This is a genomic window from Planococcus chinensis (genome assembly GCF_020071995.1).
Classification (GTDB): Bacteria; Bacillota; Bacilli; order Bacillales_A; family Planococcaceae; genus Planococcus; species Planococcus chinensis_A.
The window spans coordinates 23,464-38,119 of the sequence record NZ_JABWTK010000019.1 but is presented as its reverse complement, the minus strand read 5'-3'; the positions used below and the strand labels follow the sequence as shown (position 1 = coordinate 38,119).

Annotated in this window: 30 protein-coding genes; 27 read left to right on the top strand and 3 right to left on the bottom strand. The window is 42.8% G+C overall.

Translation table 11 applies throughout. The annotated features are described in order from the left end of the window. Window positions 1-97: 97 nt before the first annotated feature. The 3 genes from HU147_RS18840 to HU147_RS18830 form a co-directional block, all read right to left on the bottom strand. Complete coding sequence (locus HU147_RS18840; RefSeq protein ID WP_224077631.1) at window positions 98-1,243, bottom strand: site-specific integrase; 1,146 nt, start codon at window positions 1,241-1,243, stop codon at window positions 98-100. A gap of 67 nt (window positions 1,244-1,310) precedes the next feature. After that, window positions 1,311-1,742 (bottom strand): ImmA/IrrE family metallo-endopeptidase, encoded by a 432-nt coding sequence (locus HU147_RS18835; RefSeq protein ID WP_224077632.1) that lies wholly within the window; start codon window positions 1,740-1,742, stop codon window positions 1,311-1,313. A 30-nt stretch (window positions 1,743-1,772) separates the two neighbouring features. Continuing rightward, window positions 1,773-2,102 carry a helix-turn-helix domain-containing protein gene (locus HU147_RS18830; RefSeq protein ID WP_224077630.1) on the bottom strand — a complete coding sequence of 110 codons (330 nt, stop codon included), beginning with the start codon at window positions 2,100-2,102 and terminating at the stop codon, window positions 1,773-1,775. Between the two features lie 195 nt (window positions 2,103-2,297). Here HU147_RS18830 and HU147_RS18825 point away from each other — a divergent pair, with 195 nt between their 5' ends. The 27 genes from HU147_RS18825 (at window position 2,298) to HU147_RS18700 (ending at window position 14,412) form a co-directional block, all read left to right on the top strand. After that, on the top strand, window positions 2,298-2,528 hold the full coding sequence (locus tag HU147_RS18825) for a helix-turn-helix transcriptional regulator (protein ID WP_224077629.1): 231 nt from the start codon (window positions 2,298-2,300) through the stop codon (window positions 2,526-2,528). Further along, the gene (locus HU147_RS18820) at window positions 2,529-2,801 is read left to right on the top strand and encodes a hypothetical protein (protein ID WP_224077628.1); all 273 of its coding nucleotides are present in this window, start codon (window positions 2,529-2,531) and stop codon (window positions 2,799-2,801) included. Between the two features lie 51 nt (window positions 2,802-2,852). Beyond that, the gene (locus HU147_RS18815; RefSeq protein WP_224077627.1) at window positions 2,853-3,071 is read left to right on the top strand and encodes a hypothetical protein; all 219 of its coding nucleotides are present in this window, start codon (window positions 2,853-2,855) and stop codon (window positions 3,069-3,071) included. Further along, window positions 3,068-3,226: a DUF6906 family protein gene (locus tag HU147_RS18810; RefSeq protein WP_224077626.1), complete on the top strand. Its 159-nt coding sequence runs from the start codon at window positions 3,068-3,070 to the stop codon at window positions 3,224-3,226. Before HU147_RS18815 ends, HU147_RS18810 begins: the two co-directional genes overlap by 4 nt. 106 nt (window positions 3,227-3,332) lie before the next feature. After that, window positions 3,333-3,569, top strand: a complete 237-nt coding sequence (locus tag HU147_RS18805; protein WP_224077625.1) for a hypothetical protein — start codon at window positions 3,333-3,335, stop codon at window positions 3,567-3,569. Between the two features lie 37 nt (window positions 3,570-3,606). Beyond that, window positions 3,607-3,789 (top strand): hypothetical protein, encoded by a 183-nt coding sequence (locus HU147_RS18800; RefSeq protein ID WP_224077624.1) that lies wholly within the window; start codon window positions 3,607-3,609, stop codon window positions 3,787-3,789. A 142-nt stretch (window positions 3,790-3,931) separates the two neighbouring features. Continuing rightward, window positions 3,932-4,609 (top strand): hypothetical protein, encoded by a 678-nt coding sequence (locus tag HU147_RS18795; protein WP_224077623.1) that lies wholly within the window; start codon window positions 3,932-3,934, stop codon window positions 4,607-4,609. A 92-nt stretch (window positions 4,610-4,701) separates the two neighbouring features. Then, window positions 4,702-4,839 carry a hypothetical protein gene (locus tag HU147_RS18790; RefSeq protein ID WP_224077622.1) on the top strand — a complete coding sequence of 46 codons (138 nt, stop codon included), beginning with the start codon at window positions 4,702-4,704 and terminating at the stop codon, window positions 4,837-4,839. 104 nt (window positions 4,840-4,943) lie between these two features. Further along, window positions 4,944-5,435: a siphovirus Gp157 family protein gene (locus HU147_RS18785; protein ID WP_224077621.1), complete on the top strand. Its 492-nt coding sequence runs from the start codon at window positions 4,944-4,946 to the stop codon at window positions 5,433-5,435. 11 nt (window positions 5,436-5,446) lie between these two features. Beyond that, complete coding sequence (locus tag HU147_RS18780; RefSeq protein WP_224077620.1) at window positions 5,447-6,070, top strand: ERF family protein; 624 nt, start codon at window positions 5,447-5,449, stop codon at window positions 6,068-6,070. Between the two features lie 5 nt (window positions 6,071-6,075). Further along, window positions 6,076-6,831, top strand: a complete 756-nt coding sequence (locus HU147_RS18775; RefSeq protein WP_224077619.1) for a hypothetical protein — start codon at window positions 6,076-6,078, stop codon at window positions 6,829-6,831. A gap of 1 nt (window position 6,832) precedes the next feature. Beyond that, window positions 6,833-8,074 (top strand): replicative DNA helicase, encoded by a 1,242-nt coding sequence (locus tag HU147_RS18770; protein ID WP_263427930.1) that lies wholly within the window; start codon window positions 6,833-6,835, stop codon window positions 8,072-8,074. Continuing rightward, a complete protein-coding gene (locus HU147_RS18765) occupies window positions 8,061-8,492 on the top strand; it encodes a hypothetical protein (RefSeq protein ID WP_224077617.1) in 432 nt (143 codons plus the stop codon). Before HU147_RS18770 ends, HU147_RS18765 begins: the two co-directional genes overlap by 14 nt. Before the next feature lie 10 nt (window positions 8,493-8,502). After that, a complete protein-coding gene (locus HU147_RS18760; protein WP_224077616.1) occupies window positions 8,503-8,892 on the top strand; it encodes an HNH endonuclease in 390 nt (129 codons plus the stop codon). Then, window positions 8,889-9,296, top strand: coding sequence for a single-stranded DNA-binding protein (gene ssb, locus HU147_RS18755; protein WP_224077615.1), 408 nt, complete (start codon window positions 8,889-8,891; stop codon window positions 9,294-9,296). The genes HU147_RS18760 and ssb overlap by 4 nt, the downstream gene beginning before the upstream one ends. A 15-nt stretch (window positions 9,297-9,311) precedes the next feature. Continuing rightward, the gene (locus HU147_RS18750) at window positions 9,312-9,872 is read left to right on the top strand and encodes an NUMOD4 motif-containing HNH endonuclease (protein ID WP_224077614.1); all 561 of its coding nucleotides are present in this window, start codon (window positions 9,312-9,314) and stop codon (window positions 9,870-9,872) included. Between the two features lie 83 nt (window positions 9,873-9,955). Then, window positions 9,956-10,279, top strand: coding sequence for a RusA family crossover junction endodeoxyribonuclease (locus HU147_RS18745; protein ID WP_224077613.1), 324 nt, complete (start codon window positions 9,956-9,958; stop codon window positions 10,277-10,279). Then, window positions 10,248-10,550 carry a hypothetical protein gene (locus HU147_RS18740; RefSeq protein ID WP_224077612.1) on the top strand — a complete coding sequence of 101 codons (303 nt, stop codon included), beginning with the start codon at window positions 10,248-10,250 and terminating at the stop codon, window positions 10,548-10,550. The genes HU147_RS18745 and HU147_RS18740 overlap by 32 nt, the downstream gene beginning before the upstream one ends. 16 nt (window positions 10,551-10,566) lie before the next feature. Next, complete coding sequence (locus tag HU147_RS18735) at window positions 10,567-10,800, top strand: hypothetical protein (protein WP_224077611.1); 234 nt, start codon at window positions 10,567-10,569, stop codon at window positions 10,798-10,800. A 35-nt stretch (window positions 10,801-10,835) separates the two neighbouring features. Beyond that, window positions 10,836-11,204 (top strand): hypothetical protein, encoded by a 369-nt coding sequence (locus HU147_RS18730; protein ID WP_224077610.1) that lies wholly within the window; start codon window positions 10,836-10,838, stop codon window positions 11,202-11,204. Between the two features lie 134 nt (window positions 11,205-11,338). Next, window positions 11,339-12,010 carry a hypothetical protein gene (locus HU147_RS18725; protein WP_224077609.1) on the top strand — a complete coding sequence of 224 codons (672 nt, stop codon included), beginning with the start codon at window positions 11,339-11,341 and terminating at the stop codon, window positions 12,008-12,010. Next, a complete protein-coding gene (locus HU147_RS18720; RefSeq protein ID WP_224077608.1) occupies window positions 12,007-12,213 on the top strand; it encodes a hypothetical protein in 207 nt (68 codons plus the stop codon). Before HU147_RS18725 ends, HU147_RS18720 begins: the two co-directional genes overlap by 4 nt. Beyond that, complete coding sequence (locus HU147_RS18715; RefSeq protein ID WP_224077607.1) at window positions 12,210-12,800, top strand: hypothetical protein; 591 nt, start codon at window positions 12,210-12,212, stop codon at window positions 12,798-12,800. Before HU147_RS18720 ends, HU147_RS18715 begins: the two co-directional genes overlap by 4 nt. After that, window positions 12,791-12,952 carry a hypothetical protein gene (locus HU147_RS18710; RefSeq protein ID WP_224077606.1) on the top strand — a complete coding sequence of 54 codons (162 nt, stop codon included), beginning with the start codon at window positions 12,791-12,793 and terminating at the stop codon, window positions 12,950-12,952. The genes HU147_RS18715 and HU147_RS18710 overlap by 10 nt, the downstream gene beginning before the upstream one ends. 199 nt (window positions 12,953-13,151) lie before the next feature. Next, complete coding sequence (locus tag HU147_RS18705; protein ID WP_224077605.1) at window positions 13,152-13,454, top strand: MazG-like family protein; 303 nt, start codon at window positions 13,152-13,154, stop codon at window positions 13,452-13,454. 121 nt (window positions 13,455-13,575) lie between these two features. Then, complete coding sequence (locus HU147_RS19480; protein WP_263427929.1) at window positions 13,576-13,710, top strand: hypothetical protein; 135 nt, start codon at window positions 13,576-13,578, stop codon at window positions 13,708-13,710. Window positions 13,711-14,199: 489 nt separating this feature from the next. Next, on the top strand, window positions 14,200-14,412 hold the full coding sequence (locus HU147_RS18700; RefSeq protein WP_224077604.1) for a DUF3954 domain-containing protein: 213 nt from the start codon (window positions 14,200-14,202) through the stop codon (window positions 14,410-14,412). Window positions 14,413-14,656 lie beyond the last annotated feature (244 nt).

The following is a 14,656-nucleotide window of genomic DNA, read 5'->3' as shown; positions in this document are numbered from 1 at the left end:
ATTAACGTGAGTAGTACTCAATAGTATCGAAAACCCTTTGCACTGTAAGGGTTTGGTGGGCTGTTTCAAAAAGCTCCCCCAGAAGTTCCCCCAGTTCCTACATATTCATAATTCGTGAGAAGGATTCCACAGACTCTTCCTCAACCTCTTTTAAGGCATGGCCATAAACGCTGTGAATCATTTGCGGAGTATTCCCCAGCCGTTCAGCTATGGTTGGGACAGGTATCTTCGCTTGAATTAACAAAGTACAATGCGTGTGCCGGAGTCCGTGTGGCGTAATATACTTTAGATCCGTCTGATTGAGGATTCGTTCAAAAGCATATTTGATGGTGTTGTCGCCAATCGGTTTTCCGGACTGACGGGAAATGAAAATAAAATCAGTGTCTTTCATTTTCTCACCGAATGTCAGCATGGTTTTTTTGCACCAGGTCCGGTATAATTTGAGTTGGTGTAGGACCAAGTCGTCGAGCTTAATTGTTCGGCGGCTTCTTTTTGTTTTCGGCTTGCGATCGCCGTTAACGTCCCGAGTCCGGCCAACAGTTAATGTTTTCTTCTCGAAATCCACATCATCCCACTGGAGTCCTTGTGCTTCACCTCTTCGCAAGCCCGTATAAGCCAACAGGTAAATGAACGTATAGTTCGTGATGTTCTCTGTATCCTCGGCTATCGTTAAAAATTCCCGAAGCTCTTCTGCAGAATAATAGTTCTCACTGCTTTCTTCATCCACCAGTGAAATCTTCGAAAATCGATTCCTCGGAATGATTTCATCATCCACAGCTGCATTAACGGCAATCTTAAACAATCGGTGGAATAACTTCACCGTACTCGGTTTGTATTTCTTCGCCAGGACATTCAAGTACTCGCGCTTATACGTACTCTTATCCAGATCAGCAAGCCGGTAATGGCCGATTAATGGTTTCATTTGGTACTGAATCGCGTTCTTGCGCTGCAACAGGGAAGAAACAGCCCAATCACCTTTATGGGTTTCATACCAAATATCCAACCACTCCGAAATGGTAAGGCTCGAGTTTTCGACACGTTTCGTATCGCCGTTGATTACTTGCGTCTGAACTTCCAGTACACCTCTATACGCATCCTTCTCTGATGCAAAACCTTGCTTCGCTTTCTCGCGACGATTCCCTAATGAATCATAGTACCGGTAACGGAATCCCCATAGTTTACTTCCTTTGCGATCCGTATAAGAAAAGACATGCTCATATTTTTTAGATTTGGTTTTTGTCATTATTTTTCTCCCTCTTGCGTGGACAGACACTCAAATGGGGGACGAAATAATTTTAAACACCACCTCCTTAAATGGGCTTGATATTAAGTGGATCAAACGTAATTCGATAATTCTTATGTGTGCAGGTGCCACCGTACTTTACATTATAAAATTCCAAAGCGCTTTTTAAGTATGTGTCAGTAATCTCTAAGTGAGTACAAACATCTTCAATCGTTATGTATCGAGCTTCGTAGCATTGAATTAATTTGTCGAGAGAGACAATTTTCTCATATCCCCATCTGCGGGCAAGAACTTCAAGCTTTCTTTTACGAGTGTCGTTATAGTCCAGGATATCCCCGTGCGTGGTTTCGTGATGCCCTATTTCTTCTGCGAGTACTCCCGTCTTTTCATACGCCAGCAGCCTTTTGTTTATCCGGATGGAATTGTCAAAGTAAAGTCCAGAAAGACCTTTTGGCATGTAACTATCCTCTTTTATGTCCAAATGTGGATACTGGATCATTAATCGCTCGAATCTGGTCATGCAAAACCCTCAATTCTTTCGCTGTGATTTGATGAAATCGATATACTTCTTGATCTCTTCGATTTCTTCCTCCGTTACATCTTCGTCGATGTGTGCAGCAATCGTTTCGATTCCGCGTGATCCCACTTCTTCGCCTTCAGCCATGCGTTGTAATTGATCTGTTGTGATACCGAGTCCGGCACAAACTTTAATTACGCTGTCCACACTGGCGTTACCAATTCCTCTTTCAAGCATTGAAGAAAGGGTCGAAGGTGCAATTCCGATTTCTAAAGCAAAAGCACGACGACTTTTCCAATTTTTATCTATCAATTCTTTTACGATTTCTGCTCTTTTATCCATCATTATCCCCCGTTTTGTACGAAATTTCGTTTTCTATATCGCTAGCGTACTACATTTTAAATAGGAAGTAAAGTGTTTTTGGACAACTTTTCGTTTATTTATTTACTATATGCGTTGACAATGAACGCAATTGCGTTTATAGTTTAAATATCAAGTGAACGCAATTGCGTTTATCATGAAAAGAGGTGGAGAAATTTGCTGATGAATTTAAGGGCAGAGATGGCCCGGAGAGGCATTAGGGGCAAAGACCTAGCTATCCTCTTAGGCGTCCGGTATTCAACCGTCTACGACAAACTGAACGGAAAATATTCATTCAGTTTTGACGAAGCGCTCGCGATCAAGAAAGCGTATTTTCCGGAACATAATTTGGAGTACCTTTTCGATAATGAGGACCAGTCCAGGAAGGTAGAAAGTGAGGTGATGTAAATGCCGATTGCAAAAATTAATTTGGACATCGATCAGGAAGAGATTCGCAGACAAGTAAACGAAAAACTCGATACCGCAATTCACCAGACGCTATTTACGTGGGATATAGACCAAATGGCTAAAAGGACTTGCATGAGTAAGTCCTTTCTGGAGAATGAGTTCCTGCACGATCCACGGATGAAAATACTGGAACGCAGGAAAGAGAAGGGCAAGCGTTATTGGTTTTACGAAGAAAGCTTGGGAGCAATGAAGAAAATCATGGACGAATGGTAATCAAATAAAACGCGTGGACAGACGCTAATTAAAAATCAAGGGGTGGATTAAATGATTCACAGTGGCAATATCTTAATTGTTATGGGGATTGGAATAATCACTATGCCGATTATCACGATATATTCATTGGCATGGTACAAAGCGTATGAGCACGAACGGAAAGCGCGAAAAGCACGGACAGCCCACAGACGTATTGCTACTCATTACCAGCGGCTCCAGGGAAGGTTATTGCTTGCAGGTGGTTCGGTAACAAGAGGTGATGGCAAATGAAACAGGGGAAACGCTTATCACGTAATCAGCGCCAGCACTTAGCAGCATTAGGATTTAATCCGTTCGAATGGTTACTGTGCAAACAAGCAAATGGCATTTGGATATTGGAACATACCCGGACACTGGAGCTCAAAGAAATCGAAGCGCCAAGATAGGCATTTATTTTTTGGTAACTGACTGTAAATTTTTTCTTGAAAGTTAGGATTTAAAAACAGCTCTTGCTTGTAATTGGTAATCGAATAGGAAAAGGAGGAAGTGCAAATGGTCTTTTTGAAGGTCAACGAATTAGGCGGCGGCCCAATCATCGTAAACATGGCGAAGGTTGAACAGATTACACGTGAATCCGGAGACATAGCAAAACTTTGGTTCTCTGTGGATGCGGAAGACGTACTGGAAACAGAAGAACGGTTCGATGAAGTTGAAAGCATGCTTCAGGTAGCTCTTACCGGTTATCCAGGAGTTGTATCGGTGAAGCAAATGGAAATGGTGGTTCGGTAGTTGCTGCGCAGTTGAAGGAAAAGGGGGAGGTTTAAGAATGGTAGAAGTTGATATTTTCGTAACATCGAAAATTCCTAATAATAGCAAATGTCGTTTTTGTAAATCGAAAGAAGTGCTTTTGCGAACGGAAGTAGAGAATGACAATGAAGTTTTTGTAATAAACCTTTGTAAGAATTGTGCCAAAGAACTAAATGCTCAATTAGAAATAATGCTTTCATAGTTGGCCCAAACTACGCAGCACCGAAAGCAGGTGAACCAAATGGACATACAACACCCGGACATTGATCGGATCGAACGCATGGGGTTTCCAGAAAAAGAATACCTGGACTATGAGCGACAAAACGAAATGGAGGAAGAAGAGAATGAAATTTAATCGCAGTGATTTAAAATTCGGCAATCCAATTGAACAACCTTCACAAGAATTAGTTAAAAACACATTGGGTTTACACAATGCATCACTCGAAGACGCATTGAAATACGGCGGAGATTTAACGCGTGCAGCCATCGGTTCCATGGATTTACAAATGACTAAGAAGAATATAATCGTCGATACAAAAATCCATATGTTGATTCCAGGTATGTGCCCGGCTATTCCAGGATGGCATACAGATGGAGTACCGAGAGGATCTTCGCTCGACCCAACGGCAAAGCTAGCGCCTAACATTCAAGCACAAGAAGAAATGGACAGCCCAATTTTCCACTTACTTGTTACAGGTGAAGCTTGTCTAACTCAATTCCTTGAACAGCGCAATGTCGAACTGGAAGTACCAGAAGTGCCTGATTCGAAGCTTTACAAAATGGTTTCTAAGCAAGTAAATGATCGTGTAAATAGTGGCGAGTTGTCTTATTTCGAAGCTCCTAGCTGTACGCCGGTAATGTGGGATTGGTGGGAAATCCACACTGGAGTAGCTGCAAAAGCTCATGAATGGAGATTTTTGATCCGTGTAACTGAATCAGATATCCAGGAGCCTAAAACGGACTTGAGAGAAATCATTAGAACACAGCAACAAGGATATATGCCGATGGAGTTTGGCTGGTAAATCAAATGGCCTTATTTTTTTACCAACTGACTGTAAATTATTTCTTGAAAGTCAGTCAATAGCACATAAGACATTGGGAGGAGGTGAGAGAAATGGGAGAACAAGCAATCGAAGCTGCAGTGAATGTGGTCAATGAAATGCTGGAAGCGAACAGCGGCAATTCATTCTTAACGGATGAACAGGTATTGGCGTTGACGGTCATCGTTTTAGAAAAAAGCGCAAAAAAATAGACTCGATAACTGTTGGCGCAGTTCGAGTCACGGCGTTCCGTTGTGGTAGAGGAACAAGAATTACTAATCTGTGCTTATTGTAGCACATCTGGAGGTATTTTCAAATGGCTTTCAAACTATATGAACTCACAGCAGCCTATCAAGAGGTGCTGGATCTAATCACTGATAACGAAGTTGAACACGAAGGCTTCGCAGATACATTGGAATCAATCGATGATGCCATTGAAGAAAAACTAAACTCAACGGCTATCATCATCAAAACGCTCGATGCTCAGGCAAAGGCGATCAAGGAAGAAGAAGACCGGTTAAAAAAACGCCGGCAAGCTTTAGAGAACAATTCCAAACGGTTAAAGGCTTATGCAGAAGACGCGCTAATCGCTACAGGACGGGACAAAGTCAAAGGGTCTACATTTACCCTTCGCATGCAGAACAACCCGCCTAGCGCACTGATACTTGATGAAAAAATTATTCCTGGACATTACCTAATCGAAGTCGCTCCAGCCATAGATAAAAAAGCAATGCTCGAAGATTTGAAAAACGGCATCGAGGTAGAGGGTGCAGAGCTTCAACAGAAGCGCTCTCTCCGGATCGTCTAGGAGGATGAATGATGAAAAAATCTGAATCAATTACCGAAATTGCTAAAGCTTTATCAGCATTTCAAGGTGAAGTTAAACAACCAATGAAGGATAAAGATAATCCGTTTTTCAAAAGCAAATACGTCCCACTTGAAAATGTGGTGGAAGCTATCACGGAAATATCCGCAAAACACGGATTAAGCTTCATCCAATCGCCAACAAACTCTGAGGACAAAGTTGGCGTCACGACATTGCTAATGCACTCAAGTGGAGAATGGATTGAATCAGAACCGATTTATGCAAAGCCCGCCAAGACCGATGCCCAAGCGACAGGAAGTGTTATCACTTACTTGAAGCGTTATAGCTTGGCCGCCGTGTTCGGTATTACTTCAGATGAAGACGACGATGGTAATGCTGCCAGTGAACCAAAAGGCAAAAAAGATGAAACGACAGCACCGAATGAAAACACTATTTCTGCGGCGCAAATAAAAGCGTTGGGTGCAAAAGTTGGAAACATCGCAAAGGCAACTGGGCAGGATCAAGCAGCTGTTTATGCGAGCGCCTGTAAACACTTCAGTATTAACAAAGCAACGAAAGACTTAACAAAGGCAGAAGCCAGCAAAGTAATCGACTATCTGGCGAAGTTGGAAGGGTGAGGTGAATGGCTGGATGGTTTTCCGTTCATAGAAAACTCAAAGACAGCACAGTGTTTTCGGATCCATTCATTTTGAAGTTATGGATGCTTTGCCTGATGAAAGTCAGCTATACAGAACATGAGCAACTAGTTGGAACGCAAGTTGTTAAATTACAACCTGGAGAATTCGTGACTGGAAGATTTGCTCTGGCAGAAGAGTATAACAAGGGTTCTGCACCCAAAAATAGAGTTAACGACTTAACGATATGGCGATGGCTTAAACTCCTAGAAAAACTAGAAATGTTGAACATCAAATCATCTAACAAATTTAGCGTCGTTACAGTACTTAACTGGCAAATGTACCAAGGAAATGAACAACAGATGAACATCAAACGAACAACAGATGAACAACAGATGAACACAAACAATAAAGGTAACAAGGAAAACAAAGGTAATAAAAAAGATACTGTTCAGCACGCAGAACTATTCGAGTCTTGGTGGAGCCTTTACGGAAATAAGAAAGGCAAAGTGAAGTGCGAAACCAAGTACGCTTCGCTGCTGAAAAAGTATTCTCACGAACAGATCATAGAGGGCACGCACCTTTATCTAAATCATCGTGAAGGCTTGGCTAAGAGAGGAGAGTTCGTTCCTCAACAAAAGAACCCTCTCACTTTCCTTAATGGCGAGCACTTCAATGATGAATATGAGGGTTCGAACGATCCGGTCCATGTGATAAGCAAGCCAAAAGAATATGTGCCAAATTTCAACGCAGGAGAGGATTAATATGCAGGCAGAAAAAGCTGTACTGGGAACCATGCTAAAAGAGCCCCACCTGATTAACGAAACGAATCTGCAGGTAGACCAATTCGAAAGCGTTTATCATCGAGAGCTTTTCAAAGCCATGAAGGAACTGGATGCCAAAGGAAAAGCAGTGGATGTAGTTACGTTAATCACCTACGTCAATCCGCAGCTGTTCGGCGGCGCGAATTACTTAACCGAACTCCAGAACCTTGCGAACGAAAAACGCTTCGAAGATCACGCCAAAGCTGTCCAGGATGCTTACCGCGAAAAAGAAAAGCGAAACATCATTAGCACGGCGCAATTGGAAAACTGGGATATCGATTCAATCATGTCAGAGCTGAATAAGATTCAGGATGATGATGTGAGCGATCACAGTGATATAACCGGATTGACCATTGATGTATACGAAGCACCTTATCACAAGGTCGAAATGAAGAAGGGCGCTAACACCGGCCTAACAAGATTGAACCTCATGACAAACGGGCTGCAGGATGCGGAACTAACCATTTTAGCGGCTCGACCTTCAATGGGTAAATCAGATGTCATGCTGCATCTAGCAAAGCAGGCTGGATGGACAGGTTATCTGCCAATTATTTTTTCTCTGGAAATGTCTAGGGTGAGCCTGAGAGACAGATTGATTGCTTCAACTGGCAGTTTCAATCGCGGGAAGATGAGGGACCCACACAGCATGCTGTCAGATGGGCAGAAAGAAAAGTGGATGCCAGCCATTAACCGGTTAAGTGAAACCAAGATACAGATATTCGATAAAAGTGGTCAAACCTTACCGGAGATCCGGATGAAAGTCCGCAAGATGGCGAGTCAGCACAAAGACCGTAAGCCAATCATCTTTATCGACTACTTGACGCTGATCAAGCCGGTTGAGAACACCAACAACATGCACTTACAAATCGGGACCATCACAAAAGGCCTTAAAGCTATCGCTAAAGAGTTTAACTGTCCGGTAGTCGTACTAGCTCAATTAAGCCGGGGAGTTGAACAGCGACAGGATAAACGGCCAATGCTCTCCGATTTACGGGAGTCGGGCAGTATTGAGGAAGATGCAGACGTAGCAATGTTCCTGTACCGAGACGCTTATTACAGCAAGGATGATAACGACTCTTCATTAGAGATTATCGTCGCCAAGAATCGTAACGGTGCAGTCGGAACGGTATTTGCTACTTACAACAAATTTACTGGGGAGATTACCGAAAATGACGGTCAATGAATTGCTGGCCGCAGCACTCGGATATGAAGAGTCGCTCTTGGCACACAGTTTATATAGCGGTCTGATGGATGGCGTTATAAGTGGGACCGATCTAGTAAGCGAAAAAACTTACAGCTTAATTGATTTGGATAAGGCGAAAAGCATGAAAGACCAAAACGTCTTAGGCATCCAATTCATGAGATTGTATTCGGTCCCTTTAGGAGATTCATTATTTGCCATGTTCTTCGCACCAGATGAAGAGAAAGCGAAACAACTATATAAGAAAGAATTCAAACAGAACTGCAAAAAGATGTACCTGGTTGATTACGGCATGGATATCTCAACTTACTGCTTAGAAAGCAAGAAACACCAAACGTGGAGAGAGTTAAGAGATAGCCTGCCGGTTCTGCCGGCCTACGTCGGAGTATTCCAGAAATGAGGTGCAAACGATGATGTTTCCAAAACAGACACACGCCAGAAGAAAGCCGAAGCGCAAAGAGCGTGGGGCAATTAACAAGAAGCAATACCAGTTGGCATTAGATTGGTTCGGAGACACATGCTCCATCTGCAACGGCGCTCCAATCGAAATGCATCACGTCACCTTCAGAAGCGCCTCTGGGAGGGGTGGATTTAGAAACCTAATGCCACTTTGCAAGAAGCATCATATGCAAGCACACCAAGACGCCAACTTTGCAGACGAATTACGAGATATGCGATACGAAGCATTCGGAAAGCTTTATTACACAGACGCTTACGATCTACACGATATCGGATTAATAGACGAGCCAACGGAACAAGCCTTTGAAAACTACATGAATGAAATGGGGAAATTTAGATGATAAACAGAGTGGTACTAGTCGGAAGATTAACAAAGGATCCTACGCTCACATATACTCCATCAGGTGCAGCTGTAACACGATTCACATTGGCTGTAAACAGAACCTTCACGAACGCGAATGGTGAAAAGGAAACGGATTTCATTAACTGCACGGTATGGCGAAAACAAGCAGAAAACGCTGCGAACTTCTTGAAAAAAGGAAGTCTGGCCGGAGTAGAAGGACGTATCCAGACTGGAAGCTATGAAGGGCAGGATGGCAAGCGCGTTTATACGACTGAAGTTGTTGCGGACAGCGTTCAGTTCCTTGAACCGAAATCGAGCAATCAATCTAATGGACAGCAGAATACAAACCAGAACCAACAGTCAAGTATTGATGAAGAAGATCCAAATTCGCTTCCCTTCTAGAAAGGATGAAAACACATGGACCTAATATGGAAAGATGTAGTCGGTTATGAAGGCATTTATGAAGTCAGTAATACCGGTGAAGTAAGAACGCATGAAAACAAAACGACTTTCACTGAAATGCATGGGAAAAGAAAGTGGAAGCAACGGGTTCTAAAGCAAAAAATTTCAAAAGATAATACTTGCCGCGTCAATTTGTGGAAGGACGGAAACGTGCAAACTTGGTTGGTACATCGTCTGGTAGCATTTGCTTTCATACCACAAGTGCCAGGCAAGGATTATATAAACCATATCGACGGAAGCCGTTTGAATAATCACGTTTCCAACTTGGAATGGTGTACGCATAAAGAGAATAACAACCATGCCTTTGACAACGATCTTATGACATCGAATAACAAAGTAGTTTTACTGAACGGAACAACAAAGGAAGCGCATTACTTCCGAAGCATGGCGCAAGCTGGTGAATTTCTAGGGAAAAACAAAGGTTATATCTCAGGGCAAATTGCTAAAGGTCAGTTCGAAGTAGAAGGGTTTCTGATTTTCCTCCACGGAGACAAAGCGTTAGAGGTCTTAGAATGAGGCGTTTCGTAATCCCTGGCACATTACCTTCAATGAACGAAATTATAGCCAAATCGAAACAGCATTATGCGGTGTACTCAAAGATGAAGAAGAAATTCACGCAGCTTGTCATAGATAGTGCGGAAGGATTGCCGGTCATCGAATCGGCAAACTTCCACATCATCTGGCATTGCAAGGATAAACGGAAAGACAAAGACAACATCATTGCCGGCCAGAAGTTCATCTTTGATGGATTAGTCGATGGTGGCATATTGAAAAACGATGGATGGAAAGAAGTCGGCAATATCAGCCATAGCTTCTATATAGACAAAGCCAATCCACGGATCGAGGTCGAAATATTCGAGGTGAAAGATGGAACTGAATTCGACAGTACAAATGCTGCACCAGGCAACCAAACGTTTATCTGAATCCAGCAAAGAAGTGTTCCGTCTCGCTAAAGCAAAAGCAGAAACAGAACGGGCCTATCGCTCAGAGTTAGCTAAAGTCATGACTGCCATGCGAATGGATAAAGTACCAATCGGAGTTATCGGAGACTTAGCTCGCGGCGAAATAGCGGATTTGAAGTTCGAAAGAGACTTAGCTTCAGAAACCTATCGCGCTGCACTCTCAGCAATGGAAGCGTTGAAGGTGGAAATTAACGCGCTTCAATCAATCGCTAAATATCAATCAGAAATATAAAAAGGAGTGTCCGGCAATGAAAACTGAATTTCAACGCACGGGACGAATCAACTTAACAGCTACCAGCCAAAAGGAACTGGATCAACGGATTGCCGACTTGGAAAAGCGCGGCTGGACATTGAAACAAGTCATTCCGCCGGAAGAGAAACATTTCAGTGATTTCTCCATCGGTCCACGGAATAAACGGACCATCGTCAGAACAGGTCCAGGCTTTGCAAAATATCGGGCGGTCATGGTGCCGCGTAGTTGATGGAAACGCTGAATAAAAAATCAGGAGGAATGAACATGGAAGTTTTAGATAACTATCAAGCCTTGGAAGGTAAGACAATAGCGTTTACCCACATGGCGCAGTTCGCAGAACAAATTACTATCGCGACTACTGACGGTTGTATTTTAATGGCAAGTTTTGATTTCGGTATTACGGAAGACGTGGAAATCTATGTTCTTCCCAAAATGAAAGTTCTTCAAAAACTGGAGTCTGACAGAGGCAAATATATTCGAGAAGAATTAGGCAAAAGAAATCTATTCGATATAAAAGCATTTAAAGAACAGGAAAAGGCTCGTCTGGATAAAAGACAAGCAGAGTTTCGTGCCGAGCGAGAGCGTAAGGAAAAGGAAGAATACGAACGCCTAAAAGAAAAGTTCGAATCATAACCGTCCGCCCAAATAGCGCGATAAGAAAAAGGAGGAAATCACATGGATCCATTATTCGTCATCGTCTTTCATGCCTGCCTGTTATTCGGAAGTACAGGAGCGTTTGCTCTGTATCTAAAGGGAGTGGAATTGAAATGAACCTAAAAGAATCTAAAGCGAAACGCATTGAAATATTAAAGAAAATTGACGTTCTCGATAAAGACCGGTGCGAAGTTTGCGCTGGCGAGAACGTAGACAAAGGAACGCGGTGCAAATGTCCGGCAGCTGCGGAAGTAAGAAAGCTCGGAGAAGAGTTACTTAAGTTGAGTGCCAGTAGCCGCCGGCGTCACATTGATAAGCATATTAGAGAAATGAAGGAAACAGGTATTACCACTAAGCTGTATCGCATCTTAAGAGAATACGAAATCACAAGTGAAGATATACAGAAACTCTCAGGCATGACCCGTAGTGAATACGCTCATTGGAAACTGGAGAACAATCTGGTTAATCCAAAGAAGGTAGAAGCTATGAAGAAGGTACGTAAAGAAATAAAGCGCAAAAAAACAATTGATGATAAGTACATTAAAATCGCCAATGCGAATGGTATTCCAACAGATGCCCTATACGATCGAGTGTTTAAAAAGAAGTGGGATATGGAAAAAGCCACGACAGCTAAATTCATTCAGAAAGTAAACAACGTGCAGGAGTGGATTCCCCTGGCAGAAGCAAACGGCATCAGCTTGAGCACATTGCAGAGAAGACTCCGTGACGGCATGAGAATCGATAAGGCTGCCACTATACCTGTGGAAGGGAAGAGAGCGAAATGACCACAATCAAAGAAGCCGTGTTAACCACAATTGAACAGCATATCAACGAACAGAATGCGAAAGGCCTAAAGAATTATGGCCAAACCTTAGATGAGTGCCCTGTGGAAGATTATAACTGGCAGAACATGATAATCGAAGAGTTGATTGACGCTTTGCAGTATCAGCAAAAAGAAATCAAACGGATCCGGGAGGAATCAAAATGACAATCTTCGCTAACAAATGCATGGGGTACGAAAACACGGATGCTAAAGAACGCCTGAAGGGTTATAAAGTCCAAACGGATCAAGAAGAAAAACAGCCGGATACAACCGAGCGTTACCAAATCTTCAATGCTGCTGAACTCGTGACAATCGGTGATTTGAGTGTAGGCGAAATTCCACATCAAATGGAGCGTGTTGAAATCCCAGAAAGCCTGCTGCTGAAACAAGGAAACGAAAAGCTGAAAGCACATATCGCTTCGCTGGAGGAACGACACGTTAAAGAGTCACAACTCATCGATGAACTACGCAGAGACGTTAAGGATGCCAATAAGGAGCGATACGCAGAGATTGAACGCGGTGACGAATGGCGCACGAAGTATCGGAACATTGAACGAGAGTTAAATAAAGTGAAAGAAGCGCATTCCATCAAAGTGAGCAACTTAGAAAATGAAGTGAAACGTCTGGATCAAGCGCTTCACTTACATGCAGAAGATGAAACCCTGTTATTCCTAACCATGCAAAAGGCTGTGCAAATGAGAAGCCGGGTAACGGAATCTGTGGAAGAGGGAGGGCGCTCCACTTGGATCTGATCTGGAAAATACGTGAATGCAAGACGATGAACGAACTGGACCATCTGCGGCAGGAAATTGCTGTCGCAGGCATGTACGGAGAGATACCGGACTTTGGATTCTTGAAGCGTGAGTTTTTGAAGAAGAAGGAAGCATTGGGGGCTAAGAAATGAGTGAGTCAGAAACCCTGAAGTATTTGAATAGAAGAATAGAACATGCGGAAAACAGAATTGACCTTATAAGAACGAAACAAGGTGACAATGCTAGTCAAACTCATACTTATCATGGTGGGTGGAGTCTCGGCTACTGGGAAGGTTTATGCAAGGCTTACAAAAACACACGCGACTTATTATTGGAATCGGAGGCGACAGAATGAATCTAACTGACAAAATCGAAAACTGGGCGATTGACCGCAACTTGCACACAGCAGAGCCTATGAAGCAAGCTGTGAAGCTCGGAGAAGAATTCGGGGAACTGTGCAGCGGATTAGCCAAAGACAAGCCAGAAGAGGTGCAGGATGCAATTGGTGACATGTTCGTGGTGCTGACGATTCTTGCGATGCAAACGGGAACGAACATTTTGGATTGCGCGGATATCGCTTACAACGTTATCAAAGACCGCAAAGGCAAAATGGTAAATGGCGTATTCGTAAAGGAAGCTGATTTGAATGAGTAAAGGCGCAACCTACACAGCTGAAATCGCCGTAGTCAAATTGAAGAAGGGCGTACCGTCAGTTATCACTGTGGATGGTAAACGCTATGTATTAGATCCCAACGGAAAATAGGAGTGAACGCAAGTGAGTGAAGAAGACCGCAAATTCTACATCGAGTGGCTGCTCATCAAACATCCATTCAAAGCGGAAGAGTATTTTACGAAAATGGATGACCGGCAGTTACTTACTGAGTATGAGAAGTTGAATGAATATGTGTGAGGGAGTGGAGTAATGGCGAGAGTCTTATTGTGGATATTCACGGCAATTAGTTATATCGGTTGGGTTATCGGTGAAGAACACTTTTTAGTATTTTACGCTTTATTCTCTTTGTTAGTTTTTACAGAAACAATTAGAAGTATCGCATTGAAAAAAGGAGCGGATGAAAAATGCAGAAAGTCGACGATTTACTAAGCAAGATGCAACTCTATTTATACAAATTCGGGTTTTTGAAAATTGGCAACAAGTTACAGGATTTTAGAAGCCACTTTACTATAGGTGGTGATAAATCATGACCCTATACACCATCCTACTAGGCATCACCCTTATCCCTAACCTTCGCATTCAGCAACGCAGCAATGTACCGCAGAGGCGAACAAAGAGGATACTCCAAAGGCTACCAGCAAGCGCAAACGGAAATCGTGATTGAAGAGTTTGTGAAACAGGAAAACGGCGAATGGAAAAAGCTTGATAAATAAAGGAGGCACTTCTGTGGAAGACAATACGATGAAATGTGAAATTGATTTAGGCAACAATGCTGTTTATATCGTCATAAATGGGGATTTAACCATACTCGACGAAATGCTACACGGTACCGATACCATCCACTGGAATAAAGGTGCGGTCGACGTGGTACGATCGCAACGCATTCGCTGTGACGGCGGAAAGAAAGTTTCCGGAACACTGGTTAAACAGGAAGTTTGAGAGGGATTTTGTGGTATAATTAGATAAATTAGTAAAGTTGAGGAAGAGGTGCGATATGAGAGTTACGAAGAAGAATATATACTCGCTAATCGGTAAGAAATGCACCGTTAAGTTTTCCAAAAGTACTTATATCATCGTCGGCTTGAATAGCAAAGGCAGAGCGCTACTGTTAATCGAAGGCGAGGAGGACGGAATAATAAATAGAAAGCAAGCTTATATATCGGACGTTAAGTTGATTGAAGAT